Origin of the sequence: Micromonospora maris AB-18-032 (genome assembly GCF_000204155.1) — a bacterium.
GTDB classification, from domain to species: domain Bacteria; phylum Actinomycetota; class Actinomycetes; order Mycobacteriales; family Micromonosporaceae; genus Micromonospora; species Micromonospora gifhornensis.
The window spans coordinates 1,018,082-1,044,650 of record NC_015434.1 but is presented as its reverse complement, the minus strand read 5'-3'; the positions used below and the strand labels follow the sequence as shown (position 1 = coordinate 1,044,650).

At 72.3% G+C, this 26,569-nt stretch carries 19 protein-coding genes; 7 read left to right on the top strand and 12 right to left on the bottom strand.

The window, feature by feature from the left end; translation table 11 throughout:
- Positions 1–12 precede the first annotated feature (12 nt).
- Entirely contained in the window at positions 13–672 is a 660-nt protein-coding gene (locus tag VAB18032_RS04875; RefSeq protein WP_013731673.1) for a hypothetical protein, read from the top strand.
- A gap of 83 nt (positions 673–755) precedes the next feature.
- Here the strand turns inward: VAB18032_RS04875 and VAB18032_RS04870 are convergent, their stop codons facing one another.
- Complete coding sequence (locus VAB18032_RS04870) at positions 756–1,919, bottom strand: acyl-CoA dehydrogenase family protein (protein WP_013731672.1); 1,164 nt, start codon at positions 1,917–1,919, stop codon at positions 756–758.
- Between the two features lie 251 nt (positions 1,920–2,170).
- Between VAB18032_RS04870 and VAB18032_RS04865 the strand changes: the two genes are divergently transcribed.
- Positions 2,171–3,598: a UDP-glucose dehydrogenase family protein gene (locus tag VAB18032_RS04865; RefSeq protein ID WP_013731671.1), complete on the top strand. Its 1,428-nt coding sequence runs from the start codon at positions 2,171–2,173 to the stop codon at positions 3,596–3,598.
- A gap of 146 nt (positions 3,599–3,744) precedes the next feature.
- The gene (locus VAB18032_RS04860; protein WP_013731670.1) at positions 3,745–8,679 is read left to right on the top strand and encodes an SCO7613 C-terminal domain-containing membrane protein; all 4,935 of its coding nucleotides are present in this window, start codon (positions 3,745–3,747) and stop codon (positions 8,677–8,679) included.
- Between the two features lie 5 nt (positions 8,680–8,684).
- Here the strand turns inward: VAB18032_RS04860 and VAB18032_RS04855 are convergent, their stop codons facing one another.
- From VAB18032_RS04855 to mca, 8 genes are all read right to left on the bottom strand, one after another.
- The gene (locus VAB18032_RS04855; protein ID WP_013731669.1) at positions 8,685–9,686 is read right to left on the bottom strand and encodes a MerR family transcriptional regulator; all 1,002 of its coding nucleotides are present in this window, start codon (positions 9,684–9,686) and stop codon (positions 8,685–8,687) included.
- Between the two features lie 54 nt (positions 9,687–9,740).
- Positions 9,741–10,427, bottom strand: coding sequence for a HEAT repeat domain-containing protein (locus tag VAB18032_RS04850; protein WP_013731668.1), 687 nt, complete (start codon positions 10,425–10,427; stop codon positions 9,741–9,743).
- A gap of 177 nt (positions 10,428–10,604) precedes the next feature.
- Positions 10,605–11,096 (bottom strand): 5-(carboxyamino)imidazole ribonucleotide mutase, encoded by a 492-nt coding sequence (gene purE / locus VAB18032_RS04845; RefSeq protein ID WP_013731667.1) that lies wholly within the window; start codon positions 11,094–11,096, stop codon positions 10,605–10,607.
- Positions 11,093–12,283, bottom strand: a complete 1,191-nt coding sequence (locus VAB18032_RS04840) for a 5-(carboxyamino)imidazole ribonucleotide synthase (RefSeq protein WP_043719737.1) — start codon at positions 12,281–12,283, stop codon at positions 11,093–11,095. Before VAB18032_RS04840 ends, purE begins: the two co-directional genes overlap by 4 nt.
- 51 nt (positions 12,284–12,334) lie before the next feature.
- The gene (locus tag VAB18032_RS04835; RefSeq protein WP_013731665.1) at positions 12,335–14,374 is read right to left on the bottom strand and encodes a thioredoxin domain-containing protein; all 2,040 of its coding nucleotides are present in this window, start codon (positions 14,372–14,374) and stop codon (positions 12,335–12,337) included.
- A gap of 75 nt (positions 14,375–14,449) precedes the next feature.
- A complete protein-coding gene (locus tag VAB18032_RS04830; protein ID WP_013731664.1) occupies positions 14,450–16,978 on the bottom strand; it encodes a putative bifunctional diguanylate cyclase/phosphodiesterase in 2,529 nt (842 codons plus the stop codon).
- Positions 16,979–17,154: 176 nt separating this feature from the next.
- Positions 17,155–17,448, bottom strand: coding sequence for a hypothetical protein (locus VAB18032_RS04825; protein WP_013731663.1), 294 nt, complete (start codon positions 17,446–17,448; stop codon positions 17,155–17,157).
- 48 nt (positions 17,449–17,496) lie between these two features.
- Entirely contained in the window at positions 17,497–18,378 is an 882-nt protein-coding gene (mca, locus tag VAB18032_RS04820) for a mycothiol conjugate amidase Mca (RefSeq protein WP_081476022.1), read from the bottom strand.
- A 272-nt stretch (positions 18,379–18,650) separates the two neighbouring features.
- Between mca and VAB18032_RS04815 the strand changes: the two genes are divergently transcribed.
- The gene (locus VAB18032_RS04815; RefSeq protein WP_013731661.1) at positions 18,651–19,085 is read left to right on the top strand and encodes a DUF4307 domain-containing protein; all 435 of its coding nucleotides are present in this window, start codon (positions 18,651–18,653) and stop codon (positions 19,083–19,085) included.
- 144 nt (positions 19,086–19,229) lie between these two features.
- Positions 19,230–19,727: a transcription elongation factor GreA gene (greA, locus tag VAB18032_RS04810; RefSeq protein ID WP_013731660.1), complete on the top strand. Its 498-nt coding sequence runs from the start codon at positions 19,230–19,232 to the stop codon at positions 19,725–19,727.
- A gap of 60 nt (positions 19,728–19,787) precedes the next feature.
- On the opposite strand, the gene ilvA is transcribed toward greA, so the two are convergent.
- From ilvA to VAB18032_RS04795, 3 genes are all read right to left on the bottom strand, one after another.
- Entirely contained in the window at positions 19,788–21,008 is a 1,221-nt protein-coding gene (ilvA, locus tag VAB18032_RS04805; RefSeq protein ID WP_013731659.1) for a threonine ammonia-lyase, read from the bottom strand.
- Positions 21,009–21,120: 112 nt separating this feature from the next.
- Positions 21,121–22,536 carry an amidase gene (locus VAB18032_RS04800; protein WP_043719734.1) on the bottom strand — a complete coding sequence of 472 codons (1,416 nt, stop codon included), beginning with the start codon at positions 22,534–22,536 and terminating at the stop codon, positions 21,121–21,123.
- Positions 22,537–22,551: 15 nt separating this feature from the next.
- Positions 22,552–23,694 carry a cystathionine gamma-synthase gene (locus VAB18032_RS04795; RefSeq protein WP_013731657.1) on the bottom strand — a complete coding sequence of 381 codons (1,143 nt, stop codon included), beginning with the start codon at positions 23,692–23,694 and terminating at the stop codon, positions 22,552–22,554.
- A gap of 147 nt (positions 23,695–23,841) precedes the next feature.
- Here VAB18032_RS04795 and VAB18032_RS29915 point away from each other — a divergent pair, with 147 nt between their 5' ends.
- Both VAB18032_RS29915 and VAB18032_RS04785 read left to right on the top strand, forming a co-directional pair.
- The gene (locus VAB18032_RS29915; protein ID WP_013731656.1) at positions 23,842–26,007 is read left to right on the top strand and encodes a S8 family serine peptidase; all 2,166 of its coding nucleotides are present in this window, start codon (positions 23,842–23,844) and stop codon (positions 26,005–26,007) included.
- 34 nt (positions 26,008–26,041) lie between these two features.
- Entirely contained in the window at positions 26,042–26,467 is a 426-nt protein-coding gene (locus VAB18032_RS04785) for an HIT family protein (RefSeq protein ID WP_013731655.1), read from the top strand.
- The last annotated feature ends 102 nt before the right edge of the window (positions 26,468–26,569 follow it).

Below are 26,569 nucleotides of genomic sequence, written 5' to 3'. Positions count from 1 at the left end.
TACGGTGCGCGGATGCGACATCTGTGGAGCTTCCTCGCCGGTTTGGTGGTGGCGCCGGTCACCTGGGTGCTGGTCACTCTCGGGCAGGACGGGTCGGCCAGCACGGTGAACCGGTGGGTGGAGATCGGCACCTCGAACACGGCCAATCTCATCGAGCCGGCCGTCTACCTCGCGGTCGGCGGCATCGTGCTGGGCCTGCTCGGCACACTGCGCATCTCACCGCTCGGCCCGCTGGTGGCCGGGCTACTGCTGGTCACCCCGTACATCGGGATGTTCGTCACACCGTTCGGGGTGCGCGACCGCATCCCGGCGGACTGGGGGTTCCTCGGTGATCCGCTGCCGCTACGCCTGCCAATGGAGAACGGCACCCTGTTCCTGATCGGCATGATGCTGCTGGTGGCGACGTTCAGCGGTCAACGCTGGCGCCGCTGGCCACAGCCGGTGGCCGCACCGATGCCGGCCTCGGCCGCGGCGCCGACCCCGGCCGCAGCCACGGAGCAGACCCTGACGGACTGGCCGCCGGTCGAGTCGAACGAGCAGGACACCGCGCCGCTCAGCCTCGGTTATCCGGACCCGACCCCGACCGAGCCGCTGCCCCGCCGGACCGGCCACACCTCACCCTGGTCGGCCCCACCCGGCAACCTCCCGCGCCACGACGACACCCCCCACTGACCCAGCTCATGAGGTTGGCGGCGATCCGGAGATCCATCCGCCGCCAACCTCATGATCAGCAGGGGGCCGACGTGGGCCTGGGGTCAGTCCTTGAGGAGCTGGCGGGCCATGACGATGCGCTGGACCTGGTTGGTGCCCTCGTAGATTTGGGTGATCTTGGCGTCGCGCATCATCCGCTCCACCGGGTAGTCCCGGGTGTAGCCGTAGCCGCCGAGCAGTTGCACCGCGTCGGTGGTGATCTCCATGGCGGCGTCCGAGGCGAAACACTTGGCCGCCGCACCGAAGTAGGTCAGGTCGGCGTCGCCACGCTCGGAGCGGCCGGCAGCGGCGTACGTGAGCTGCCGGGCGGCCTCCAGCTTCATGCCCATGTCGGCGAGCATGAACTGCACACCCTGGAACTCGGCGACCGCCTTGCCGAACTGCTTGCGCTCGGCGACGTACCCCTTGGCGTAGTCGAGCGCGCCCTGGGCGATGCCGACGGCCTGGGCGGCGATGGTGACCCGGGTGTGGTCCAGGGTCTGCATCGCGGTGGCGAAACCGGTGCCCTCGGCACCGATCATCCGGTCCGCCGGAATCCGCACGTTGTCCAGGTAGACCTCGCGGGTCGGGGAACCCTTGATGCCGAGCTTCTTCTCGGGTGCGCCGAAGCTCACCCCGGGATCGGACTTCTCGACCACGAAGGCGGAGATGCCGCGCGACCGGGCAGCGGGGTCGGTGACCGCGAAGACGGTGTAGAACTCGGAGACACCGGCGTTGGTGATCCACCGCTTCACGCCGTTGAGCACCCAGTGATCACCATCACGTACCGCGCGGGTGGTCATCGAGGCCGCGTCGCTGCCGGCCTCCGGCTCGGACAGGCAGTACGAGAACATCGCCTCGCCGGACGCGACCGGGGGCAGGTAGCGGCGCTTCAACTCCTCCGAACCGGCCAGCAGCAGCGGCATGGTGCCCAGCTTGTTCACCGCCGGGATGAGCGAGGACGAGGCGCAGGCCCGCGCCACCTCCTCGATCACGATGGCGGTGGCCAGCGCGTCCGCCCCGGCGCCGCCGTACTCGACGGGGATGTGCGGGGCGTGGAAGTCCGCGGCGCGCAGCGCGTCGTACGACGCCTTGGGGAACTCTCCGGTCTCGTCCGCCTCAGCGGCGTGCGGCGCAACTTTCGCCGCACAGACTTCACGAACCGCCTCTCGGATTGCTTCATGTTCCTCGGGCAACCGATATGCGTCGAACGACTGTTCTGCGGCCATGTCGGCCCCTCCCCTTCACGGCTATCATGCGCAGTCTGTAGCGTCACGTGGACGCCCCCCGCGCAGACTGAAGGATAGCGACCACAGTTCAGCCGATGTTACCGGCGCGTAGGCTTGGCCATCACGGTGTACGCCGCCGCTCGGCGATGATGGATGACAGAACCACCAAAAATGACCCCTCCGGCGCCGGCCCGGCGCCGCTGCGGAACGCGACGCGATTGCGCGCCGCCAGTGCGAGCGGAGAGACAGGCGTGACCATCCCGTACCCGAACACCCAGCCGATGCCCGTCATCGCCGCGGTGACACCCCCCTCGGGTGCCTCCCGCCCTCGGGTGACCTTCCTCGGCACCGGTTATCTCGGCGCGACGTACGCCATCTGCTACGCCGAACTCGGCTACGAGGTGCTCGGGTACGACGTCGACCCGGACAAGATCGCCAAGCTGAACGCCGGCGAGGTGCCGATCCACGAGCCCGGCCTCGACGAACTGCTACGGCGCAACCTCGCCGCCGGCCGGCTGCGGTTCAGCACCGACATCGCCGAGACCGCCGACTTCGGTGACGTGCACTTCATCTGCGTGGGCACCCCCCAGCGCGCCGACGGCATGGGCGCCGACCTGTCGTACGTCGAGGCGTCAGTGACCAGCCTGGCCCAGCACCTGACCCGCAAAGCGTTGATCGTCGGCAAGTCCACCGTCCCGGTCGGCACCGCCGACTGGGTCGAGCAGCTGGTCAGCAAGCACTCCCCCGCCGATCTCGGGGTCGAGGTGGCCTGGAGCCCCGAGTTCCTCCAGGAGGGCTTCGCCGTCGACGACGTGCTGCGACCGAACCGGATCGTGGTCGGCGTCAAGAGCGAGTGGGCCAACGGCATGCTCTACGCGGCGCACAAAGGCGTGTTCGACCTGGCCGCCACCGAGGACCGCGAGGTGCCCCTGGTGGTCACCGACTTCGCCACCGCCGAACTGGTAAAGGTCGCCGCGAACGCCTTCCTCGCCACCAAGATCTCCTTCATCAACGCGATGGCCGAGGTCTGCGAGGTCGCCGGCGGCGACGTCACCCAACTGGCCCGGGCCATCGGGTACGACCCCCGCATCGGCAACCGGTTCCTCCAGGCCGGTCTCGGCTTCGGCGGCGCCTGCCTGCCCAAGGACATCCGCGCCTTCCAGGCCCGCGCCCAGGAACTCGGCGCCGGTGAGGCGCTGCGCTTCCTGCACGAGGTCGACCTGATCAACCTGCGTCGCCGCACCCGCGTCCTCCACCTCGCCGCCGAACTGCTCAACCGCCGCTACGGGCCCGCGGGCCCCGACCTGTCCGGCACCCGCATCGCCGTGCTGGGCGCGACCTTCAAACCCAACACCGACGACGTACGCGACGCCCCCGCCCTCGCCGTCGCCGCACTCCTGCGCAAAGCCGGCGCGGACGTGCACGTCTACGACCCGCAGGGCATCGACAACGCCCGCCGGGCGGTACCGGAGCTGACCTACGAGCCGGGCATGGCCGAGGCGGTGACCGACGCCGACCTGGTCTGCGTACTCACCGAATGGGCCGACTTCCGCAACGCCGACCCGACCGTCCTCGGCGAACTCGTCGCCGGACGGCGGGTGGTCGACGCCCGCAACTGCCTCGACTCGACGCTGTGGACGCAGGCGGGGTGGGAATACCGGGGGTTGGGTCGTCCCTGACCTTCTGGTTTGGCGGGGTGGGTTCTCGGGGTGGGTTTTCCGGGGGAGCCCACCCGTGGGGGTGACCCGCCGACAAGTGTCGAATTCCGGGGCCGCATTGGGCATGCTGCGACAGTGGGAATCCACAGTGTGGGTGGAGGGGTGTCGTGGCGACCTTTCAGTGCTCCTCGTGCGAGCAGGAGATCAAGCCGGCGGTCCGTTGCCCGCGCTGCGGCGCGCACCAGCCACAGTGGGCCGAGCACCTGGCGGAGATCGAGCGGTCCATCGCGGAGATGAAGGCGCGCGAGGCCGCGATCGCCAGCGAACAACGGCAGCTCGCGTCCAAGATGCAGGCCGCCATCTTCCAGCGGGACACCCTGGCACACGCCGGTAACGTCGGTGACGGTCGGACCCGGCAGGCCGGTCGGCCCCGCCGGGTGCTGCGCCGCCGACCGGCCTACAAGTCGCCGGGTGCCGGCACCGTCCCACCGACCCGGCACAAGCCGAGCGACGGTGCTCCACCGCCACCACGGGTGCCCCGGCAGGGCGCCTCCGACGGTGCCGAGGAACTGCCGCCGACCACGCCGATCTGGCTGGACGCCGACAACCCGGAGCATCCGCCGGAGGCCTCCTCGCGGGAGGTCCAGAACATCCCCCTCGGCCTCGGCGCGCTGCTGCTCGGCGTGGCCGCCGTGGTCTTCGCCGTCCTCGCGACCAGCTCGATGGATGCGCTGACCCGCCTCGGCATCCTGTTGCTCGCCACCGTGCTCATGCTGCTCGCCCCGCCGGTGCTCACCAAACGCGGGCTGACCTCGACCGCCGAGACCATCGCCGCGGTGGGACTGCTGCTGGTGCCGCTCGCCGGGTACGCGCTGTGGGCGGTGGACCGGATCGGCGGCGGCTCCGGAGCCCTCTTCGCCGGTGTCATCTTCGCGGTGACCGCCGCCGTCTCCGTCGGGTACGCCGGGCTGACCCGGCTCCGCGCTCCCCGCTTCGCCGCCGTGCTGGCCGCCCAGCCGGTGGTGCCACTGCTGGCGTACGAGCGGATCAGCGGTCCCGCCGGTTGGGCGCTGGTGTTGACAGTGGTGGCTGTGCTCGACCTCTGGCTGGCACGCTCTCCGGTCACCGTGCAACGACCGGCCGTCGACGGGTCGACCGATGCCGCACCGGCTCGGGCGGCCACCCCGCGCCAGCGCACCGCCGACGGGCGGCCCGAGGGCGCGCCGGAGGAGGCCGGTGAGCTGATCGACCCCGTCGTCGGCACCCCGGCCGTTGCACCCGCGCAGCCGGTGCCGGGGCTCCGGGAGCTGACCTGGGCGCTGCACGGCGTCGCCGTCGTACTCGCCCTCGGCCACGCGGTGACCGCCCTGCTGCGCACCGACACCGTGTCGGGCGCGATCGGCGCCGGGCTGGTGCTGCTGCTCGCCGCCACCGTCTGCCTGGCCGGCACGCTGCTGCTGCGCCGCCCGCCGCTGCCCGACATCGGCGCGGGGGTGCTCACCCTCGCCGTCATCGGCGCCCTCGGCCGGGTCGCCTCGGTGGCGTTGCCCGGTCGCTCGCTGCTGCTGATCGCGGCCGTCATCGCGGTGACCGGTCTGGTGGTGCGGGCGGTGCCCGAGTCCGCCCGGCGCGGCCCACAACTGGCCTCCGCGATAGCGCTCACGGTCAGCGGAGTGGTGGTGGCCGGCAGTGCCCTGCGCGCCGGGATCGCACCCGTCGAGGCCGCGCTGCCGGCCTGGGCCGCCAACCTCGACCGGTACCCGGCCGAACTGGCCGCCGCCGCGGGGCCCGCCGGCTGGCAGCTCGCCGCCAGCGCCTTTCTGCTGACCGTGGCGGCGGTGGTGGCGCTGCCCGCCGAGATCCGCCGCGAATTCGCGGTGACCGGTGCCGCGTTGACCGCCCTCGCCGTACCCGCCTCGTTCGGGTTGAGCTGGTCGGTCGCGCCGTGGCCGATGGTGCTGACCGCGATCGGCATCGGTGCGATCGGGTTGTCCGCCCGTACGACCCGGGCCGCCCGGGCGCACGCGGTGGCGGCTGCCGTCGTCGGTCTGGCCGGTGCCGGAGCGGCGTTGGCCCGGCCCGCGCTGACCGCCGCCGTGCTGCTCACCTTCGTCGTGGCCGGCGTGCTGATCGCCGTCGCCCCCCGGATCCGGCTCGCGCCGGCCGCCGCCGACGAGATCTCCGCCTGGGCGGCCGGCGGTGCGGCCTTCGCCCTGCCCGGGGCGGTGGCCGCGTTCGTCGCCGCCCTCCGGTACGGCGAACCGACGTTGACTCCGGCGAGCCTGCGCGAGGCGACCGTGCCGGTGCTGGCCGCCAGCTTCCTCGCCGTCTGCGTGACGCTCGGCTACGCCGCGATCGTCCAGGTGTCCCAACGGCACATTCCGATGCCACTGTCAGTGGGGGCCGGCCTCGGTGCGCTGGTGGTCGCGGCTGCCGGATTCGGGGCACCCGGTGCCACCGTGGCTGACGCCTGGGTCAGCGCGTTGCTGCTGGTCGCCGCCGTACTCCTCTTCCTGGCCCCGTCGATCGACGCCGGACGTCGCTCCGATCTGACGATGGACGGCTCCGACCTGGCCGCCGCGGCGGTGACCGCGGCCCTGGTCGCCACGCTGCTGAGGATCGGCACGGTGCTCGCCCCCGGCGGACAACTCGCCGTCGCCGCGGCGCTGGTCCTGGTGGTCGCCGTCGCCGCGCGGGCGATGCCGGAACAGTGGCGACGCGGTCCGGTGCTCGGCCTCGCGGTCGGCGGCGTGCTGATCGGTCTGCTGGCCGGCTGGATGGCGCTGCGCGGTGGCGTCGGCGTCCTGGCCACCTCCGGTCCGATCTGGAACGGTGACCTCAGCGGGTGGCCGGCCGCACCGACCGGTGGCACCACCTGGCAGGCCCCCATCGCGTTGGCCCTGCTGGCGCTCTCCGCCGCCATCCTGCTGCCGCCACCGTGGCGCTACGACGTGGCCGGCGTGGCGGTGGTCCTGGCCACCATCGGTGCCCCGGCTGCGTTCGACCTGGCCTGGTGGTCGCCGGTCGTGATCGGCGGCATGGTCGCCGCCGTGGTCGCGATGACGGCCGTCGCCTCCGTCGACCCCCGCGCCGCCCTGTCCAGAATCACCGTCGCCGGGGTGATCGCCCTGCACGCCGCCGGTGCCGGCCTGGTCCGCCCGTGGACCACCGCGCTGGCGCTGACCAGCGTCGTGGTGATCGGTACGGTGGTGGCGGCGCTGGCCCGTTCGATGTCGGCTTCCCTCGTCGAGGACATCCAGGCCGAGGGGATGCCGCCGCACCTGGCGCAGATCGGCGGAGCGGCCGTGGGAGCCGCGTTGCTGGCGTTGCCGGGTGCCACGGCCGCGCTGGCCGCCGAGTTCGGCCACCCCCCGCAGGCCATCCTCACCGCCGGTCTGGCCGCCACCAGCCTCGGCCTGGCCGTGGTCGCCGGGGTCCGCGGGCAGATCCCGCAGTACCTGCCCTGGGCGAGCGCCGGTGTGGTCGGCGGCGCGGTGGTGACCGCGCTGGCCGCCGTACCGCTGGGTCTGCAGGTCGGGGTGTACGCGGCCGCGGCCGCCCTGCTCGGGGTGCTCGCCGAACTGGTCCGCGAGGCGACCGAGCCTCCCGCCGATCCGATCCAGCCGCCGCGCCGCTGGACGGTGCTGCTGGACGGGGCGATCCGGCGGACGCCCGACGATGGTCTGCGTCCCCGTTGGCGGGTGAGCCCGGCCGCGGGTGCGCTGGGCGCCGCCGCCCTGCCGACCCTGCTGGCGGTGATCTCCATCGCGCCGGCGTTGTCGGCCGCCCTGGTCGACCCGATCCGTACGCTCCGCCGGGTCTGGCAGGGGCCCCCACCGGAGTTGCTCGACCCACCGGCGGCGGCAGTCAACCCGACGCACGTGCTGGCCGCGTTGCTGCTGACCGCGACGGCGGCGCTGGCGGCCACCGGATTCAGCGCCGGTCGACGCTCCCGGGCGGTGCCGGTGGTGCTGCCGGGCGCCGCGATCACCCTGTTGATCGCCCCGATCGCGTTGGGCAGCGGCTGGCCGATGAGCACCCGGGCGGCCCTCGTGGTGTTCACCATCTCGATGCTGGGGCTGGCGCTGACGCCACCACCGTCCCTCGTGGAGCGGGCGCGTTCGCTGCGGCTGGCCCGGGTACTCGTCTTCCTGATCGGCCTGGCGGCCGGCGGGGCGGGCCTGGCCGGCAGCCTCGCCACCCGGGAGCTGACCCTGCTCAGCCTCGGCGGCGCGGTCGGGGTCGGCGTGGTGGCGGCGTTGTTCGGCACCACTTCGCGGGCCCGCATTCTCGGCTGGCTGTTCGCCTCGCTGATGGCGCAGCTGTTCGTGCTCACGGTGGGACTGGTGGCCGGGCTCGCTGCGGTGTGGTCCGCCTTCGGGGTGCTCGCGGTCGGTGCCGCGTTGCAGGTCTTCGCCGCCCGGCTGCCTCGGCTGCGTCGCCCCGAGGCACGGGTGGAGGCCGCCACCGTGGAATGGAGCGGCCACGCCGCCGCCCTGATCGCGCTGGCCCTGGCCTTCGACTCGCCGCGGCACATCGCCGCGCTGCTGGCCGGCTGGGGTGCGGTGCTCGGCGTGGCGGCGATGCGGCCGGGGCGTCGACCGGTGGAGCGGCGGATCCTGTTCTGGGCGGTGGTGATCTGCGAGATCACCGCCTGGTGGATCCTGATGTGGGTGGCCGACGTGGCGCTGCCCGAGGCGTACACGCTGCCGTTCGCCGCGTTGGCCCTGCTGGTCGGCGTCCTGGAACTGCGGCAGCGGGCCGACATGAGCAGTTGGGTGGCGTACGGTCCGGCCCTGGTGGCCGCCTTCGTACCGACCCTGGCGATCGTGCTGGCCACGGATTCGAGCACGCTGCGTCAGGTGCTGCTGCTGCTCGGTGCGGTGGCCGTGCTGGTCTTCGGGTCGATGAGCCAGCAGCAGGCGCCGGTCATCGTGGGTGCGGTGGTGACCGCCATCGCGGCGGTGCACGCCCTGTTCAGCCTCGGCCCCTGGCTGGCGTTGATCCCGGTCGGCTTCCTGCTGCTGATTCTCGGCGCGAGCAACGAGCGTCGCCGACGCGCCCAGGAACGCCTCCAGACCGCGCTGCGGGGCATGCGCTGATGCCGTTACCGCGCCGCGCGTAGTCGGAGGAGGTGCGCGGCGGTGTGCGCGACGACCGGATCGGCGTCCGCCGACAGGTCGGCGAGGGCCTGCGCGGCGGTGTTGCCCGGGATGTCCGCCAGCGCCCCCACCAGCCGTCGACGGGTGGCCGCGTCGCCGGCGGCATCGAGGCGTCCGACCAGGCGGACGGCGATCTGCTCCGCCAGGGCGGCCTCCCCGGCGAGCACGCTCAGCGCGTCGGCCGCGTCGACGTCGCCGGCCTCCTCGACGACCATGTCGACGAGGGTGGGAACCGCGTCGGCGACGCCACGGGCCCCGAGCGCCAGGGCCGCGTACCGGCCGACCGCGAGGTCCGCGTTGGCGAGGGCGTCCCGCAACAGTACGGTCGCAGCGTCGCTCGGGATCTCGGCGATGGCTTCGACGGCCCGTCTGCGTACCTCGGCCGTCGGTGCGTCGAGGCCCTCCGCCAGCAGCGCCAGCCCACCGTCGCCCGACTGCGCCAACGCCCAGCGCAGGGCGCCGGCGACGTTCGGGTCCTCTTCGCTCAGCACCGCCTCGACCAGCGCCTCCACCGGCATCACGGCCGCTCGCGGCAACGCCAGGGCCGCGCGTTGGCGTTCACCGGCGCGGTCCGACCGCAAGCCCTGCAGGAGCGCCACGATCTGGAGCACCTCCGACCAGTCGGCGGGTTCCGCGGCACCGACGCGGCGGAGTCGGGTGAGCAGGTCCGTCTCGGCCGCGATGCGGTCCCGGGTCTGTCGGATGAGGTCGTCCACGAGCGCCGCGGGCGTGAAACCGGGGTCGTCGAGGGCCCGCCGGACCTCCCGCAGCGACAGCCCCAACGATCGCAGGCTCTCGATGTGGAAGATCCGCCGGATGTCCTCGTTCGCGTACTCCCGATAGCCGGACCCGGTCCGACCCGTCGGCCGCACCAGCCCGAGCGCCTCGTAGTGCCGCAGCATCCGGGCACTGACCCCGGACCTGCGGGCCACCTCACCGATCAACACCGCCCGTCCCCCATCCCGCCCGTCGCCCTTCCTGGCCGTGACCCTTCCCGGCCGTCAGCCTCCTGGGCCGAGGGCGACGATCCGTTTCGCCTCCTCGACGGCGAAGTCGAAGCCGGTGTCCGGGTCGCGCCAGAGTTGCTCGGTGGCGATCGCGTGCTGGCGTACCCGCGGGTCGGGGTGGGTCGTCGCGGCGCGCAGCACCGGCATGATCACCTCGCCGAGCCCGACCAGCGCTCGGCTGAGGCTCAACTGCGTCTCCCGCTCGCCGCGCCCGAGCTGCGTCGCCAACACCGCGACCAACCCGGATTCCGCACCTTCCGGCACGAGTACGACCGCAGCCCGCCAGGCGCTGCGCGCCACCTCGTCGTCGGCGTCGGTCAGCAGCTCATGCGTGATCGCCGGCCAGGCCCGCCGGTCCCCGATCTTGGACAGCGTGTGCAACGCCTGGCTGCGCGCCTGCCCGGACGCCGAACGCAGTTCCTCGATCAGCCTGGGAACCGTCACCGATGCCGGCTGTCGGGTGAGCGCCCAGGTGAGCATCTCGCGCACGAAGAACTCCGGCTCGACCGCACACCGCTCGACAAGCACGTCCACCACCTGCGGATCCGGGGTCGTCCCGGCCGCCAACGCCATCCGCAACCGCACCGACGAACTACCGTGCGCCAACCCCACCCGCACCCGCTCCGCCTGCGTGCCCTGTGCGGCCTGCGTACCCCGCTCCGACTCGGCCACCGCAATCACCCCCGCGCCCAGTCCACCCCTTCTCACGATGTCAAGGTCAACCCCACACGGGTCATCACCGCCGCACCATTACGCCGAAACAGCGGGATACACAACAGCAGAAAACCGCCATTACGGCGAAACGGCGACGGGGGGGGGACGGTCGCCCCCCAGCCCCCACCGCAACCAGCGGAAAACCTAAGCCAGAGAAGCCCGCAGAGCCGCATCCTTCTCCGCGACCAACTGCTCCAGATCAGCCTGGTACGCCGACATCCGATCGAGCAGCGCCGGGTCGGACGCACCCAGGATGCGGACCGCGAGCAGCCCGGCGTTGCGGGCGTTGCCGATCGACACGGTGGCCACCGGCACACCGGCCGGCATCTGCACGATGGACAGCAGCGAGTCCATGCCGTCGAGGTGCTTCAGCGGCACCGGTACCCCGATCACCGGCAGCGGCGTGACCGAGGCGATCATCCCGGGCAGGTGGGCCGCCCCACCCGCGCCCGCGATGACGACCTTGAGGCCCCGTCCGGCGGCGGCCCGTCCGTAGTCGATCATCTTGACCGGGGTGCGGTGCGCGGAGACGACCTCGACCTCGTACGGCACCTCGAACTCGGCGAGCACCTCGGCGGCGGCCTTCATGGTCGGCCAGTCCGAGTCGCTGCCCATGATCAAACCAACGGTGCTCACGCCGTTCCCTCCGTGCCGTCGCGCAGCCAGCGCATCGCCCGTGCGGCGCGGGCGCGTACCTCGTCCAGGTTGTCGCCGAGCACGGTGACGTGCCCGATCTTGCGGCCGGGGCGGACCTGCTTGCCGTAGAGGTGCACCCGGGCGGTCGGTTCGGCGGCGAAGAGGTGGTGCAGCCGTTCGTCGATCGGCATGCCGCCGGGCTCACCACCGAGCACATTCGCCATCACCACCACCGGGGCGGCCAGCGAGGTGTCGCCCATCGGGTAGTCCAGCACCGCCCGCAGGTGCTGCTCGAACTGCGAGGTGCGGGCGCCTTCGATGGTCCAGTGCCCGGAGTTGTGCGGGCGCATCGCCAGTTCGTTGACCAGCAGTCGGCTGCCGCTGGGCGTCGAGGGGTCGGCGACCTCGAACAGCTCCACCGCCAGCAACCCCACCACGCCGAGCGCGGTGGCCAGGTCGATGCCGAGCTGCTGAGCGGCCACCGCCAGCTCCTCGGGCAGGTCCGGCGCGGGCGCGAGCACCTCGACGCAGATCCCGTCGCGCTGCACCGTCTCCACCACGGGATAGACGGCGACCTGCCCGAACGGGGACCGGGCCACCTGCACGGCCAGTTCGCGGCGCAGCGCCACCCGTTCCTCGACGATCAGCTTGGTGCCGCCGGCGAGCAGCGTCTCGGCCAGCTCGGTGGCCTGCGCGGCGTCGCCGACCGGCCAGACTCCCCGCCCGTCGTATCCACCCCGGGCGGCCTTGACCATCACCGGCCAGCCCACCTCGTCGCCGAAGGCCACCAGGTCGGCCGTCGACTCGACGGGCCGCCAGGCCGGGTTCGGCGCGGCCATCGCGTCGAGCCGTTCCCGCATCACCCGCTTGTCCTGTGCGTGCACCAGAGCGTCCGCCGGCGGGTAGAGCTTCACCCCCTCGCCGGCCAGGGCGCGGATGTGCTCGGTCGGGACGTGCTCGTGGTCGAAGGTGACCACGTCACACGCCTTGGCGAAGGTGCGCAGCGCGGCCAGGTCGGTGTGGTCGCCGTACTGGACGTCGGCGGCGACCAGGGCCGCCCCGTCGTCCGGCGTGAGCGCGAGAACGCGCAGCGACTGGCCGAGGGCGATCGCGGCCTGGTGGGTCATCCGGGCCAGCTGGCCACCACCCACCATGCCGACAACAGGCAGACCGGTACGGGAATCCATAGCCGCGCCAGCCTATCGGGGCCGGTCGGGACGCTGCCCGGCGGATCCGGCTCAGGTCAGCTGCGCCACCAGGTCCTCGACCGTGTCGACCGGCCGCTGGCAGACGAAACCCCGGCAGACGTACGCGGCGGACTCGCCGTCGAGCAACGGCCGGTCGGCCAGCAGCGGTACGCCTGCCTGGTCCGGCTGCCCGGCCACGATCACCGCGCCGGGCGGGGCGTGCCGGTGCGCCGCCGCGACCAGCGGGTCACCGGCGGGGTCGGCGGTGACCACCGCGATCTCGTACGGCCCGGAGAGCAGTGCCTCGCCCACCGTCGCCGCGTAGCCGGTGAACCGGGCGTGCCGCCCGACGATCGGCGCGACGGTGGACAGGGCCGCCTCGGCGACCTCCCGGTAGTGGGTCTGCCCGGTCAACGCCGAGTACGCCACAAGCGCGGCGGCGATCGCGGAGCGCCCCGAGGGGGTGGCGTTGTCGGTCGGATCGGCGGGGCGGGCCACCAGTTGCTCGGCGTCGTCGGCGGTGTCGTAGAACGCCCCACCAGGGGCGGCGAAGTGCGCCAGCGCGGTGTCCAGCAGCTGCCCGGCCCACTCCAGCCAACGTCCCTCACCGGTGACCTGATGCATGGCGCAGAACGCCTCGGCCACGCAGCCGTAGTCCTCCAGCACACCGGCCGGCTCGCCGACCCGGCCGTCGCGCGAGGCGCGCCGCAGCCGCCCGTCCACCATGTGCACCCGGGCGAGGTACTCGGCGGTGTCGCGCATCGCACCGTCGGCGACGATGGTGACCCCCTCCAGCAGGTTGGCCTCCCCCTCGGTGCCGATCCGACCGGAGGTCTCGACCAGCCGGACGAACTCGGCGAGCGCGGTGACGGCCAGACCGTTCCAGGCGGCCACCACCTTGTCGTCGCGGGCCGGCTGCGGGCGGGTGTCCCGGGCGGCGAGCAGCCGGCGTACGACATCCTGCCAGCGCTCCCGTACGGCCGGGTCGGCGTCGTCGACGTCGCGGGCCAGCTTCAGCACGCTGGTGCCGTGCTCGAAGGTGCCGCTCTCGGTGACGGCGAACAGGTCGGCGGCCCACCGGCCGTCCTCGTCACCCAGCACCTCGACGAGTTGGGCCGGCGTCCAGACGTAGGTGAGCCCTTCGACGCCTTCGGTGTCGGCGTCCAGCGCGGAGGCGAACCCCTGGCCGGGCCGGTGCAGCTCGTCGGCGAGGAACCGGGCGATGTCCCGGGCCACCCGCAGCGCCAGCGCGTCGCCGGTGAGCCGCCACAGCTGCGTGTAGACCCGCAGCAGCAGGGCGTTGTCGTAGAGCATCTTCTCGAAGTGCGGCACGGTCCAGTGCCCGTCCACGGAGTACCGGGCGAAGCCGCCGGCGAGCTGGTCGTGGATGCCGCCCCGGGCCATCGCCTCGCAGGTGTGCCGGACCATCTCCAGGCTCTGCGGCGAGCCGGTGCGCTGGTGGTGGCGGAGCAGGAAGAGCAGGTTCAGGTGCGGCGGGAACTTCGGTGCGCCGCCGAATCCGCCGTTGGTCTCGTCGTACTCACCGGCCAGTTGGGTGGCGGCGGCGTCGAGCAGGTCGGCGGTGAGCGGGGCGGTGGGGCCGCCGACGGCCTGGGCCCCACCAACCGCCTCGACCACCGCGGCGCCCTGCCGCAGTACGGCGTCGCGCTGCTCGCGCCACGCGGTGCCGACCGACTCCAGCAGCCGGACGAAGTTCTGCCGGGGGAAGTACGTTCCGCAGTAGAACGGGGTGCCGTCCGGGGTCGCGAAGACCGTCATCGGCCAGCCGCCCTGGCCGGTCATCGCCTGGGTGGCGGTCATGTACACGGCGTCGACGTCGGGCCGCTCCTCCCGATCCACCTTGATCGACACGAACCCCTCGTTGAGCAGCCGACCGACGCCCTCGTTCTCGAACGACTCGTGCGCCATGACGTGACACCAGTGGCACGCGGAGTAACCGACCGAGATCAACACTGGCACGTCGCGCCGCTTGGCCTCGGCGAACGCCTCGTCGCACCAGGGCCACCAGTCCACCGGATTGTCCGCGTGCTGGAGCAGGTAGGGGCTTGTGGCGTGGGCGAGTCGATTCACCCCCCGACCCTACCCATCCGCCACCCGCAGGTTGCGTTGATCATGAGGTTGGCGGCACACGGTGAAACGCAGGAGTCAGGAGGCACCATCTGCGCGCAGGGGGAGAACGTTGGTGGGGGTCTGGCGGGCCAGGGAGTTGAGCACGGCCGCGATCTTGTCGGCGGGCATCGGCTTGAAGAAGTGGTAGCCCTGGGCGGCGGTGCAGCCCAGCTCGGTCAGGGCCGAACGTTGGGCGGCGGTCTCCACGCCCTCGGCCACCACGCGCAGCCCCAGCTCGTGTGCCATCCCGACGGTGTAGCGCACGATCGCGGCGGCCTGCGGCGAATCCCCCATCCGCAGGACGAACGAACGGTCGACCTTGAGCTCGTCCACGGCGACCCGGGCGAGGAAGCTGAGCGAGGAGAAGCCGGTGCCGAAGTCGTCGACCGCCAGTTGGACGCCCATCGCCCGCAGGGCGGAAAGCACCTGGTCGATGACCTCCAGCTCGCTCATCACCACCGTCTCGGTGATCTCCAGAACCAGCCGGTCCGCCGGCACCTGATGCCGGCACAACGCCTCGGCGATCTCGCTGGGCAACCGTGGGTCCAGCAGGCTACGGGCGGAGAGGTTGACGGAGATGGGGATGTCCAGACCCTCGCCGGCCCAACCGGCGGCCACCGTCAACGCCTTGTCCAGTACGTACCGGGTGAAGCTGCCCAGCTGGTCGCTGTTCTCCACCGCCCGGATGAAGTCAGCAGGGCTGAGCAGGCCCCGGCGTGGATGTCGCCAGCGGATCAACGCTTCCACGCCGGTCGGCGCCCCGGTGGCCAGGTCGACTGCCGGCTGCAACACCAGGACCAGCTGGTCGTCGGTCTGCAACGCCTCACGCAGCTCGGCGAGCAGGGCCAGCTGATCGGTGCTTGCCGCATCCCGCGTGCTGTCGTACGTGGCCACGCTGTCGCCACCCGACTTGGCCTGGTACATCGCGATGTCGGCCCGGCGCAGCAGCTCGGTCAGGTCGGCGGTGCCGGCGGCGGCCACCACCACCCCGACGGACACCTCGACGGACATCCGCACCCCGGCCACCTCGGCCGGCGCGGCCAGCCGCTCGGCGACCTCCCGCGCCTGACGCAGGGCGTACGCCAGCGCAGCGGTGTGGTCCCCCAGCACCGGCACCGACGTCAGCAGCAGCGCGAACTCGTCTCCGCCGAGCCGGGCCAGCAGGTCACCGGGGCGGGTCAGGGCGGTGAGCCGGTTGGCGGTCAGCCGCAACAACTGGTCGCCGGCCGCGTGCCCGAGCGTGTCGTTGACCTCTTTGAACTGGTCGACGTCCAGCAGCAGCAGCGCGACCGGATGATCGTGGGCGAGCTGCCGCAGCGCCTGATCACCCTGGCTGAGCAGGGCGGCCCGGTTGACCAGCCCGGTCAACGGATCGTGCACCGCCTCGTACGACGAACGCGCGGTGACCAGTCGCAGCTCCCGGTGCGTCGCCGCATCGTGCAGCGCGGCGGCCAGCGCGTCGGCGTAGGCGGCGAGGGCGTCGCGTTCCCGCCCAGTGGACGGGGCGGTACGCGGCAGCCGCACCCGCAGCCGTCCCACCCGGGTGTCGCCCACCGACAGGTCACGGACCAGTTCTTCCGATTCGGTCACGTCCCTGGGCGGCGGTATCTCGCGGTCGACCAGGCGCCCACCGGGGTCGCCCCGGTAGCGCCACCAGCGCCCGTCGGCCCGGGCCACCTCCACGTCGACGATCTCCGCCTCGAACAGCGCCAGCGCGCCGGTGACCCCCGCCACCGCCACCCCGCGCTCGTCGAGTTGGTTGAGCGCTGCCGTGGCCTCGGCGAACGACCGCCACGTGCGTCGCTCGCGGTCGTCGCGCAGCCGCTGCCGGTACGTCTGCTGCAGCAGCCAGAGCAGGACGGGCAGCAGCAACAACCACCGCAGGTCGATCTCGATGAGCACCACGACGAGTACGCCGACCACCAGGTTGCCGACGAACATCAGCAGCTTGCCGCGCAGTGCGGCGAGCAGCGGGCGGCCGATCGACATGCCGTGGCGCACCGACAGCATGAACCCGCCCAGCGCCGCGCCCGCCAGCAGATAGGTGACCGCCCCGGCGGTGACCGCGAGCGCGAGTGCCGGCGTCAGGGGGGCCAGCAGCGGCTGACCGATGGCGGTGGTGACTGCCACCGCCAGCGCGACGGCGGCCGTCTGGGCCCCGGCGATGCGGGCGACCTCCCAGGTGGTCCGGCCTTCGTCCACGATGGTCATGGCCGTCCAGGCCAGGGCGACACCGAGCATGGCCGCGGCGGGCAGCCAACCGGGCGGCACCAGGTAGAGGCAGACGATCAGCGCCGCCTCGGCCCAGGTGACGCTGACGACGCCGGCGGCGGCCCGGAACCGCAACCGGGCCAGCTGTGACAGGGCGAAGGCGGCCACCGCGATGCCGAACCGGGCCGGCCCACCGAGCGGATCGTCGACCGGTAGCCGCGCGGGGAGGCTCAGCCCGACGACGGCGGCGACGAGTGCGGTGCACAGGACTGCGGCGGTGAGCAGATGCAACCCGAGGGGGGTGCCACGGCCCTCGGGCCGATCGATCGAGTGACCGGCCCTGCCGGAGGTCACCGACCTCCTCCTGCCGGCCGACGGAAGGACACGTGAGCGGCGGACACGATCGCGATGCTCATCGACGCCCCCTCCCGCGCAGCTTGAGGACTTCCGGTCCCCCGGCGGAAGGCTAAGCCAAACGCGGTGGTCGCAACAGGGGGCGACCATCCGGTTCGACGTGAATCATGCCCCGCTCAACCGTCCCGGTGCTGCTGGTGCCGGTTGGCGGCGTCCGCGGATGAATCCGCCGTGACGGTCCCATCTGTCGGATCACTGACCATCCGGCCCGCGGCGTCCCGGCGGGCTTCGGGCTGCTGGGCGGGGAACTCGTCGGGCAGCCGGCGCAGGCGGGCGTTCATGTTACGGATCAACAGCACGGTCGCGGCGCCCAGCACCAGGATGAGGAACAGGCCCATCGGACCGGCCAGACCACCCGTCCGGGTGTCCCCGAAGTTGTTCTGCGCGAGCACCTGGACAGCGGTCAGCATGGAATTCCTCCGAAATGCGGTATCCGACCAGGATAACCGGCCGACAGATCAGCGCGCATGGGCCGTCTGCCGTACGCCCGCGAACAGGTCGGACTCGGGCAGCGGGCTGTCGACCAGCGACCGGGCCAGCTGGAAGTCCTCCGTCGGCCAGGCCTGCTGCTGAAGCTCCATCGGCACCTGGAACCAGAAGCCGTCCGGGTCGACCTGGGTGGCGTGGGCCCGCAGCGCGTCGTCGCGGACCGGGAAGTATTCGGCGCACTCCACCCGGGTGGTGATCCGGGGACCCTTGTCGATGCGGTCCTCCCAGCGGATCAGCCACTCCTCGTACGGGGACTCGGCCCCGGTGGCCAGGATGGCCTCGTGCAACGCCAGGATCTTGCCCTTGGAGAACCCGATGTCGTAGTAGAGCTTCAGCGGCTGCCACGGCTCGCCCAGCTCGGGGTAGCGCTCCGCGTCACCGGCCGCCTCGAAGGCCGCCACGCTGATCTTGTGGCACATGATGTGGTCGGGGTGCGGGTAGCCGCCCTCCTCGTCGTACGTGGTGACGACGTGCGGACGGAACTCACGCATCAGGCGCACCAGCGGACCGGCGGCCACCTCGACATCCTGCAGGGCGAAACAGCCCTCGGGCAGCGGCGGCAGCGGATCGCCCTCGGGCAGGCCCGAGTCGACGAAGCCCAGCCAGGCCTGCTCGACGCCGAGGATGGCGCGAGCCGCGTCCATCTCGGCCCGGCGGATGTCGCCGATGTTGGCCCACACCTCCGGCCGATCGAGCTTCGGGTTGAGCACACTGCCGCGCTCGCCGCCGGTACACGTCACGACCAGCACGTCCACACCCTCGGCGACGTACTTCGCCGTGGTCGCGGCGCCCTTGCTCGACTCGTCGTCGGGATGTGCGTGGACGGCCATGAGTCGAAGTTGCTCTGCCAACGTCGGCGCTCCTCGTCTCTGCCCAGTGATCGCCCATCCGTCGGGCCACCGTGGCCTGCCGGATTCCTGCCCGTCGCGGTGCCGGCCCGCGCCAGCCTGTCATATTTGACGTCAGCCATCATTGGCACCAGGCACTCTTGACGCCACGGACCGAAGAAGAACCGGGCAGCCACGAGAAACCGAGCAGCCATGAAAGACCGAGCCGGGCAGAAGGACGAACCTTCGCCATTCTTGCCCATACCGCCGACAACAACGCCAGGAGATACCCGCCGGTGACCGAGACGCACGCCACAATCCCACCGGGCGCGCCCGTGTTCCCGCCCGGCCGGTACGGACGCCGCCGGCAGCCCGGCCGCCGCCGGCCCCTGCTGACCGTCCTCCTGGTGGTCGTCTCGGTGGCCGCGCTCACCGCCGTCTCCGTCCGGCTCTACCGGCAGTACGGTGACCCGGCGTACGACGCCCAGGTGATCACCTACACCGACATCACGGACAACCAGGTGGTTGTCGACTTCCGGGTGAACCTGCCGGAGGGTGGGTCGGCGGTGTGTCTGCTGCGCGCCCGCGACAACGCCGGCGCGGAGGTCGCCCGCGAGGAGGTCCCGGTGACTGCGGCCGAAGGACAACGCCAGGTCACCGTCCGGCACCGGCTGACCACCACCGCACGCCCCTTCATCGGCGAAGTGGTCCGCTGCCGCCCGCCGGCCTGAGGCCACCGGGTCCGTCCGGCCGACCCCGTAGGTCCGTCCGGTGGCCAGGCCGGGCGACGTGATCACCGACACTCCTTGTCGTACGACACTGGTAACTTAAAGGTTCACCTGTCAGCCAGCACGCACAACCGAGGAGGACCGCCTGTGTCCAATGGCAACGAGGCGCCCGCCACCTGGCTGTCCCAGGACGCGTACGACCGCCTGAAGGCCGAGCTCGACGAGTTGATCGCCAACCGGCCGATCATCGCCGCCGAGATCAACGCCCGGCGCGAGGAAGGCGACCTGCGCGAGAACGGCGGCTACCACGCCGCCCGTGAGGAGCAGGGCAAGGCCGAGGGACGCATTCTCTACCTGAAGGAGCTGCTCCGTACGGCCCAGGTCGGCGAGGCGCCGACCGCCGACGCGGTGGCCCCCGGGATGGTCGTGACGATCTACTTCGACGACGACGCCGACGACACGGAGACATTCCTGCTCGGCTCCCGCGAGATCGCCTCGACCACCGACCTCACGGTCTACAGCCCCGAGTCGGCGCTCGGCAAGGCGATCCTGGGCGGCAAGGCCGGCCAGACCTGCACCTACACCGCGCCCAGCGGCGCGGACATCAAGGTGACAGTGGTCAGCTTCGAGCCGTTCTCCGGCTGAGTCCCACCCGGCGTCGCGACCGCCGGCACCCGCATTACGGAGGCGTGACACCCCACGGTGTCACGCCTCCGGTGCGATGGTCACCTGATAGCCGCTGGCCCGCAGGGCACCGATCAGCTTCCCGGAGTGCTCCGCCCCCCGGGTTTCCACCGACAGGGCCACCTCGACCTCGCCGAGGCTCAGGCGCGGGTTGGCCCGCTGGTGCACGACGTCAACCACGTTGGCCCGGTGCTCGGCGATCTCACTCAGCAGCGAGGCCAACTGCCCCGGCCGGTCCGAGCAGCGCACCGTGACCCGCAGATAACGCCCGGCCGCCGCCAGACCGTGCTCGATGACCCGCAGCATCAGCAGCGGATCGATGTTGCCGCCGGAGAGCACGGCCACCACCGGGGCCTGCACCTCGACCACACCGGCCAGCAGGGCGGCCACCCCCACCGCACCGGCCGGCTCCACCACCTGCTTGCCGCGCTCCAGCAGCATCAGCAGCGCCCGGGAGATGTCCTCCTCGGTCACCGTGACGACCTCGTCAACGAGCTTGCGGACGTGGGCGAAGGTGATCTCGCCGGGGCAGCCCACCGCGATGCCGTCGGCGATCGTCGCGAAGGCGGGCAGGCGTAGCGGCTCGCCGGCCTCCAGTGACGGCGGGAAGGCGGCGGCCCCGGCCGCCTGCACCCCGATCACCCGCACGTCCGGGCGCAGCGCCTTGACCGCCACCGCCATCCCGGAGATCAGTCCACCGCCGCCGACGCCGGTGACGATCGTCTTCACCTCCGGGCACTGCTCCAGGATCTCCAACGCCACCGTGCCCTGCCCGGCGATGACGTCCGGGTGGTCGAACGGATGGATCAGCACCGCCCCGGTCCGCTCGGCGTACGCCTGGGCGGCGATCAGGGACTCGTCGACGTTGGCGCCGACCAGTTCGATCTGGGCGCCGTACCCCTTGGTGGCGGCGACCTTCGGCAGTGGCGCGTTCACCGGCATGAAGACCGTGGCCCGGGTGCCGACCAGCCCGGCGGCCAGGGCCACACCCTGGGCGTGGTTGCCGGCGCTCGCGGCGACCACCCCTCGCTCCCGTTCCGCCGTCGACAGCCGCGAGATCCGCACGTACGCGCCTCGCACCTTGTACGATCCCGCCCGCTGGAGGTTCTCGCACTTGAGCCAGGCCGGTCCGCCAAGCGCGGCGCTCAGCGGACGCGACGGCTCCAGCGGGGTGGTACGGGTGACGCCGGCGATCAGTTCCCGCGCTGCTCGCACGTCGTCCAGGCTGACCAGTTCCGTCATGCCCCGATCGTGCCACCCGGTGGGTGGACTGCCGGCAGCGCCCGGGGCCGGACGGGGTTGATCGACTCCGTTACGCCGTACCGGCGGTTTCCCGCCCCCGCGCATCCCTCCGTTACGGCGAAACGGCGCCCGGCAACCCCGTGCCGACCCGGGGGTAGCCGGGGGCGTGCCGGGACCAGGGGGCTTCCATCTCGAACTGGCCGGCGACGCCGAGCAGGAGCAGCTCCGAGCCGGGTGGCCCGACCAGTTGCACGGCCAGCGGCAGCCCGTCCGGGCGGCGGCCCACCGGCACCACCAGGGCGGGCAGCCCGGCCACGTTCCAGGGCGCGGCGTACGGGGCGTACCGGATGCTGGCCAGCATGTTCGCCTGCCAGGACCGGGCCGACCAGCTGGCGGCCGGCGGCGGTGCGGCGGCCAGCGCCGGGGTGAGCAGCAGGTCCACCGAGTGGTCGGTGAAGAAGCCGACGGAACGCTCACGCCAGGCGAGCCGGTCGGCCTCCCGGACGTACCCCCGTCGCAGGGCCCATTCGCCGAGTGCGACGTGCCGCCGGCTGCGCGGTTGCAGGCTGCGTCGCTCGATTCCGGCGGCCCGTACGTCCGCAGCGGCGGCGGCGAACCAGGTGGCGATGCCCTGAAGGCCTAGCGCGGTCGGATAGACCGGGTCGGCGGGCACGGTGTCGTGCCCGGCCGCGGCGAGCAGCCGGCCGGCGGCGGCCACCGCGTCCCGGTTCGGAGCGTCGGCCGAGACGCCCCGCACCGGCGAGCGCAGCGAGACACCGACGCGCAGCCGCTGCGGCGGGACCAGCTTCTGCTGGGCGCGTCCGGCGAGCACCTGGAAGCCGACCGCCGCGTCGGCGACTGTGGTGCTGAGCATGCCGTGCTCGGTCAGCCCGAACCAGTCCTCCGCGCCGAGTTGACAGGGCACCACGCCACGGCCGGGCTTCAGGCCGACCAGACCACAGCAGGCCGCCGGGATCCGGATCGAACCGAGCCCGTCGTTGCCGTGCGCGATCGGCACCAGCCCGGCCGCCACGGCCGCCGCCGCGCCACCGGACGAGCCGCCGGGGGTACGCGTCAGGTCCCACGGGTTGCGGGTGACCGCCGTGTCGTCGTCGGTCACCGCCCACAGGCCCAGTTCGGGCATCCGGGTCACCCCGAGGATCACCGCGCCGGCACCACGCAGTCGGCGGACCACCTCGTGGTCGGCCTCGGCCACGGTGGTACGCACCGTCGCGGAGCCGTTCCAGGTGGGCACACCGGCGACCGGAGTGTTCTCCTTGACCGCCACCGGCACCCCGGCCAGCGGCAGGTTCGCCAGGTCCTCCTGCTCGTCGACCTTTTCCGCCTCGGTGACCGCCTCCCCGCCACGCACCGTACGGAACGCGGCGAGGTCGGCGTCGGCCTTCGCGATGTGGTCGAGGTGGTCGGCCAGCACCTGGGTGGCCGAGACATCTCCTCGGCGTACCCCTCGGGCGATCTGTTTGGCGGTCGCCCCCACCCAGGTCGGCATGATGTCCTGCACGGCCACCCTCCCAGCCAGCGGTCAGCCCAGCGCCTGCTCCAGATCGGCGAGCAGGTCTTCGACCGTCTCGATGCCGACAGACAGTCGCACGAGATCGCCGGGAACTTCAAGCGGCGAGCCGGCAGCACTCGCGTGTGTCATCCGGCCCGGGTGCTCGATCAGGGATTCCACCCCGCCGAGCGACTCGGCGAGCACGAAAAGCTTGGCCCGGTTGCATATCTCGACGGCGTGCTCCTCGCCGCCGGCGGCCCGGAACGAGATCATCCCGCCGAACCGGCGCATCTGCTTGGCCGCGACCTCGTGTCCAGGGTGGCTGGGCAGCCCCGGGTAGAGCACCTGGGCCACCTTGGCGTGCCCGTCCAGGTACCCGGCGATCCGCTCGGCGTTGTCGCAGTGCCGGTCCATCCGTACGCCGAGGGTCTTGATCCCGCGCAGGGTCAGCCAGGCGTCGAACGGGCCGTTGACCGCGCCCATCGCGTTCTGGTGGTAGCGCAGTTCCTCGCCGAGCGCGGCGTCGGCCGCCACCAGGGCACCGCCGACCACATCGGAGTGTCCGCCGATGTACTTGGTGGTGGAGTGGACCACCACGTCGGCACCGAGGGCGATCGGCTGCTGCAGGTACGGCGAGGCGAAGGTGTTGTCGACCACCAGCAGCGCGCCCGCGTCGTGCGCCACCGAGGCGAGGGTGGCGATGTCGGCGATGCCGAGCAGCGGGTTGGTCGGCGTCTCCAACCAGACGATCTTGGTGCTGCCGGGCCGGATCGCGGCCCGCACGGCGTCCGGGTCGGAGACCTTCGCCGGGGTGTACGACAGGCCCCACCGCTCGGCCACCTTGGCGAAGAGCCGGTAGGTGCCGCCGTACGCGTCGTCGGGGATGACCACGTGGTCACCGGGGACGCAGACGGTACGCAGCAGGGCGTCCTCGGCGGCCAGGCCACTGGCGAAGGCCAGCCCGACCGGCCCGCCCTCCAGCGCGGCCAGGCACTCCTGGAGCGCGTCGCGGGTCGGGTTGCCGGAACGGCTGTATTCGTAGCCCTGCCGGGGCGCACCGACGGCGTCCTGGGCGTACGTGCTGGTCTGGTAAATAGGTGGGATCACCGCGCCGGTGCGGGCCTCCGGGTCCTGGCCGGCGTGGATGGCGAGCGTGTCGAAGCCGTGACTCATGCCCGGAACGTTAGTCGTCCGGTCCGTCCCAACGGACGGAACCCGCCACCCTGGCGGTCATATCGATCATGGTGTGGCTTTGCCACCATGCGGGGAGACGCCGCCCGGATCTTGGCCCGGCCGGCGGCCGTACCCCGAGGAGAACCCATGGCTCGTGTCCCGCGCCGCCGTTTCCTGGCGGCGGCGGCCGTCTGCCTCCTGGCCGCAACCGGTGGGCTGCTGGCACCGCCGGCACCCGCGTTCGCGGCCGAGAAGTTCGCCCCGGCACCCGGTGCCGCAGTCGCCGACAGTTGGATCGTGGTGCTGCGCGGCGACGCCACCCGCGACGTCGACGGCAGCGCCCGCTCGCTGCTACGCCGCCACCCCGGCGCGCTGGCCGCCAGCTACCGGTCCGCGCTGCCGGGCTTCGCGGTACGGATGTCCACCGCGGACGCCCGCCGACTCAGCCAGGAGCCGCAGGTGGCGTACGTGGCCCAGAACTCGTTGCTGCTCCCGCAGGCCACCCAGACCAACCCGCCGTGGCACCTCGACGCCCTCGATCAGCACGGCGGCGCGTTCGACGGCTCGTACGCCTACGACACCACCGGCCAGGGCGTGCACGTCTACGTCATGGACAGCGGGATGCGGCACACCCACACCGACTTCGGCGGCCGGGCAACCGGGGACGTGAACTTCGTGCCGCAGGGCATCGACCAGTGGGGCACCGGCGACTGCTCCGGGCACGGCACGCAGGTGGCCGGCCTGATCGGCGGCACGGTGCACGGGGTGGCCAAGGGCGTACGCCTGCACACCGTCCGGGTGGGTGGCTGCACCCCCGGCCAGGTCGTCTGGGCCATCTCCGCGCTCGACTGGATCGTCGCCAACGCGGCCCGGCCGGCGGTGGTGAACATGAGCCTGGCGACGACCGCGAACCAGGCCCTCGACGACGCTGTCAACGCGGTGCTCACCGCCGGCATCCCGGTGGTCGCCTCCGCCGGTAACCACGGACAGAACGCCTGCGGCTACTCCCCCGCCCGGGTGCCCGACGTGATCACCGTGGGTATGGTGCACGCCCTGCGGGACCGGCTGCCCAACTCGAACTTCGGCCCGTGCGTCGACCTGTTCTCCTTCGGTGAACAGGTCCCCACCGTCACCGCTACCAGCGACACCTCCACCACCACCGGTTTCGGCGGCACCTCGGCGGCGGCGCCCATCGTCACCGGCGCGGTGGCCCGCTACCTGCAACGCTTCCCCACCGCCTCGCCCCGGACCGTCGCCACGCGGCTGGCCGACGAGGCCACCCGGGACCGGATCACCAACCCGGCCGGCTCGCCCAACCTGGTGCTGCACGTCGACCCGGGTGGGCCGGGCAACGACGGCTTCTCGGGGCGGTACGCCGATGTCAACGGCGACGGCCGCGACGACATCGTCAGCTTCACCCGGGGCGCTCAGCCCGAGGTGTACGTGGCGCTGTCCAACGGGGCCAGCTTCGGCGCGGTCACCCGCTGGCACACGTACTTCGCCGCCGGGCAGGAGTTCCCGATGCTCGCCGACGTCAACGGCGACGGCCGCGACGACCTGATCACCTTCACCCGGGGCACCACGGCGGACGTCTACGTCGCGCTCTCCACCGGCACCTCCTTCGCGCCCTCCCAGCTCTGGCACACCTGGTTCGCCGCCTTCAAGGAGACCCCGGTGGTCGGCGACTTCAACGGTGACGGGCGGGCCGACATCGCGACCTTCGTCCGGGAGAACGTCCGGGACGTCTACGTCGCCCTCTCCAACGGCACCCAGTTCGTCGGCACCAGCGTGCGCTGGCACGACAACTTCGTCGGCGACGACGACGTCCCGCTGGTCGGGGACGTCAACGGGGACGGCCGGGACGACATCATCGCGGTCGACCGGTTCACCGGTACGGCGGCGAGCGTCGGCCTCTCCACCGGCAGCGGTTTCGTGCTGGCGTACCAGTGGCTCGACTACTTCCTCAACCTGGGCAGCAGCGAGGTGCCGCTGGTCGGCGACTTCGACGGCGACGGGCGCGACGATCTCGCCGCGGTCAACCTCAACGGGCAGTACGCCGACGTGGCCCTCTCCGCCGGCAACCACTTCCTGCCGCGTACCCGCTGGGCCTGGACCATCCCCGGCGGCGGCGCGATCCCGGGTGCCGGCGACTTCACCGGCGACGGGCGGGCCGACCTGGTCGCCTTCAGCCGGGGGACGGTGGCCCACGTGCACGTCGTACGCTCGACCGGGTCGCACTTCACCGACCTGCGCCGCTGGCACGACAACTTCGCCGGTGGCACCGCCATCCCGATGCCCGCCAGCCTGTGGTGAGCCACCGGATCGGAAGTTGCCCTAGCCTGGGGCGATGGCGGGCTGCGTGTTCTGCGGGATCGTAGCGGGCGAGGTGCCCGCGTTCCGGGTCGTGGACGAGCCGGCCGGGGTGGCGTTCCTCGACACCCGGCCGGTGTTCAAGGGACACGTGCTGGTGGTGCCCCACACCCACCTGGTCGCCCTGGCTGACCTGCCGCCCGAGTCGTTGGCCGACTACTTCGGGCTGGTCCGGCGGCTGGCCGTCGCGATCGAGGCCGGGTTGGGCGCGGGCGGCACCTTCGTGGCGATGAACAACAAGGTGTCCCAGTCCGTCCCGCACCTGCACACCCACGTGGTGCCCCGCACCAAGGGGGACGGCCTGCGCGGCTTCTTCTGGCCACGGACCCGCTACGCCGACGACGCCGAAGCCACCTCGTACGCCGACCGGATCCGCACCGCCCTGCCCACCGACCCGGCCTGACGCCCACACCCGAAATTGTTCGTTCAGGTTATTTCGCCGCTGCCGAACAAATTCGGTTCGAGAGGTACGCGCAGACACGTTGGCGGCGGGAGCGGGTCTGAC

Bases quoted from the DNA above. Each gene is read 5' to 3' on its own strand.
- VAB18032_RS04875 (WP_013731673.1), top strand. From the start codon at position 13: ATGCGACATCTGTGGAGCTTCCTCGCCGGTTTGGTGGTGGCGCCGGTC.
- VAB18032_RS04870 (WP_013731672.1), bottom strand. From the start codon at position 1,919: ATGGCCGCAGAACAGTCGTTCGACGCATATCGGTTGCCCGAGGAACAT.
- VAB18032_RS04840 (WP_043719737.1), bottom strand. From the start codon at position 12,283: ATGGATTCCCGTACCGGTCTGCCTGTTGTCGGCATGGTGGGTGGTGGC.
- VAB18032_RS04825 (WP_013731663.1), bottom strand. From the start codon at position 17,448: ATGCTGACCGCTGTCCAGGTGCTCGCGCAGAACAACTTCGGGGACACC.
- ilvA (WP_013731659.1), bottom strand. From the start codon at position 21,008: ATGACGGAACTGGTCAGCCTGGACGACGTGCGAGCAGCGCGGGAACTG.
- VAB18032_RS04795 (WP_013731657.1), bottom strand. From the start codon at position 23,694: ATGAGTCACGGCTTCGACACGCTCGCCATCCACGCCGGCCAGGACCCG.
- VAB18032_RS29915 (WP_013731656.1), top strand. From the start codon at position 23,842: ATGGCTCGTGTCCCGCGCCGCCGTTTCCTGGCGGCGGCGGCCGTCTGC.
- VAB18032_RS04785 (WP_013731655.1), top strand. From the start codon at position 26,042: ATGGCGGGCTGCGTGTTCTGCGGGATCGTAGCGGGCGAGGTGCCCGCG.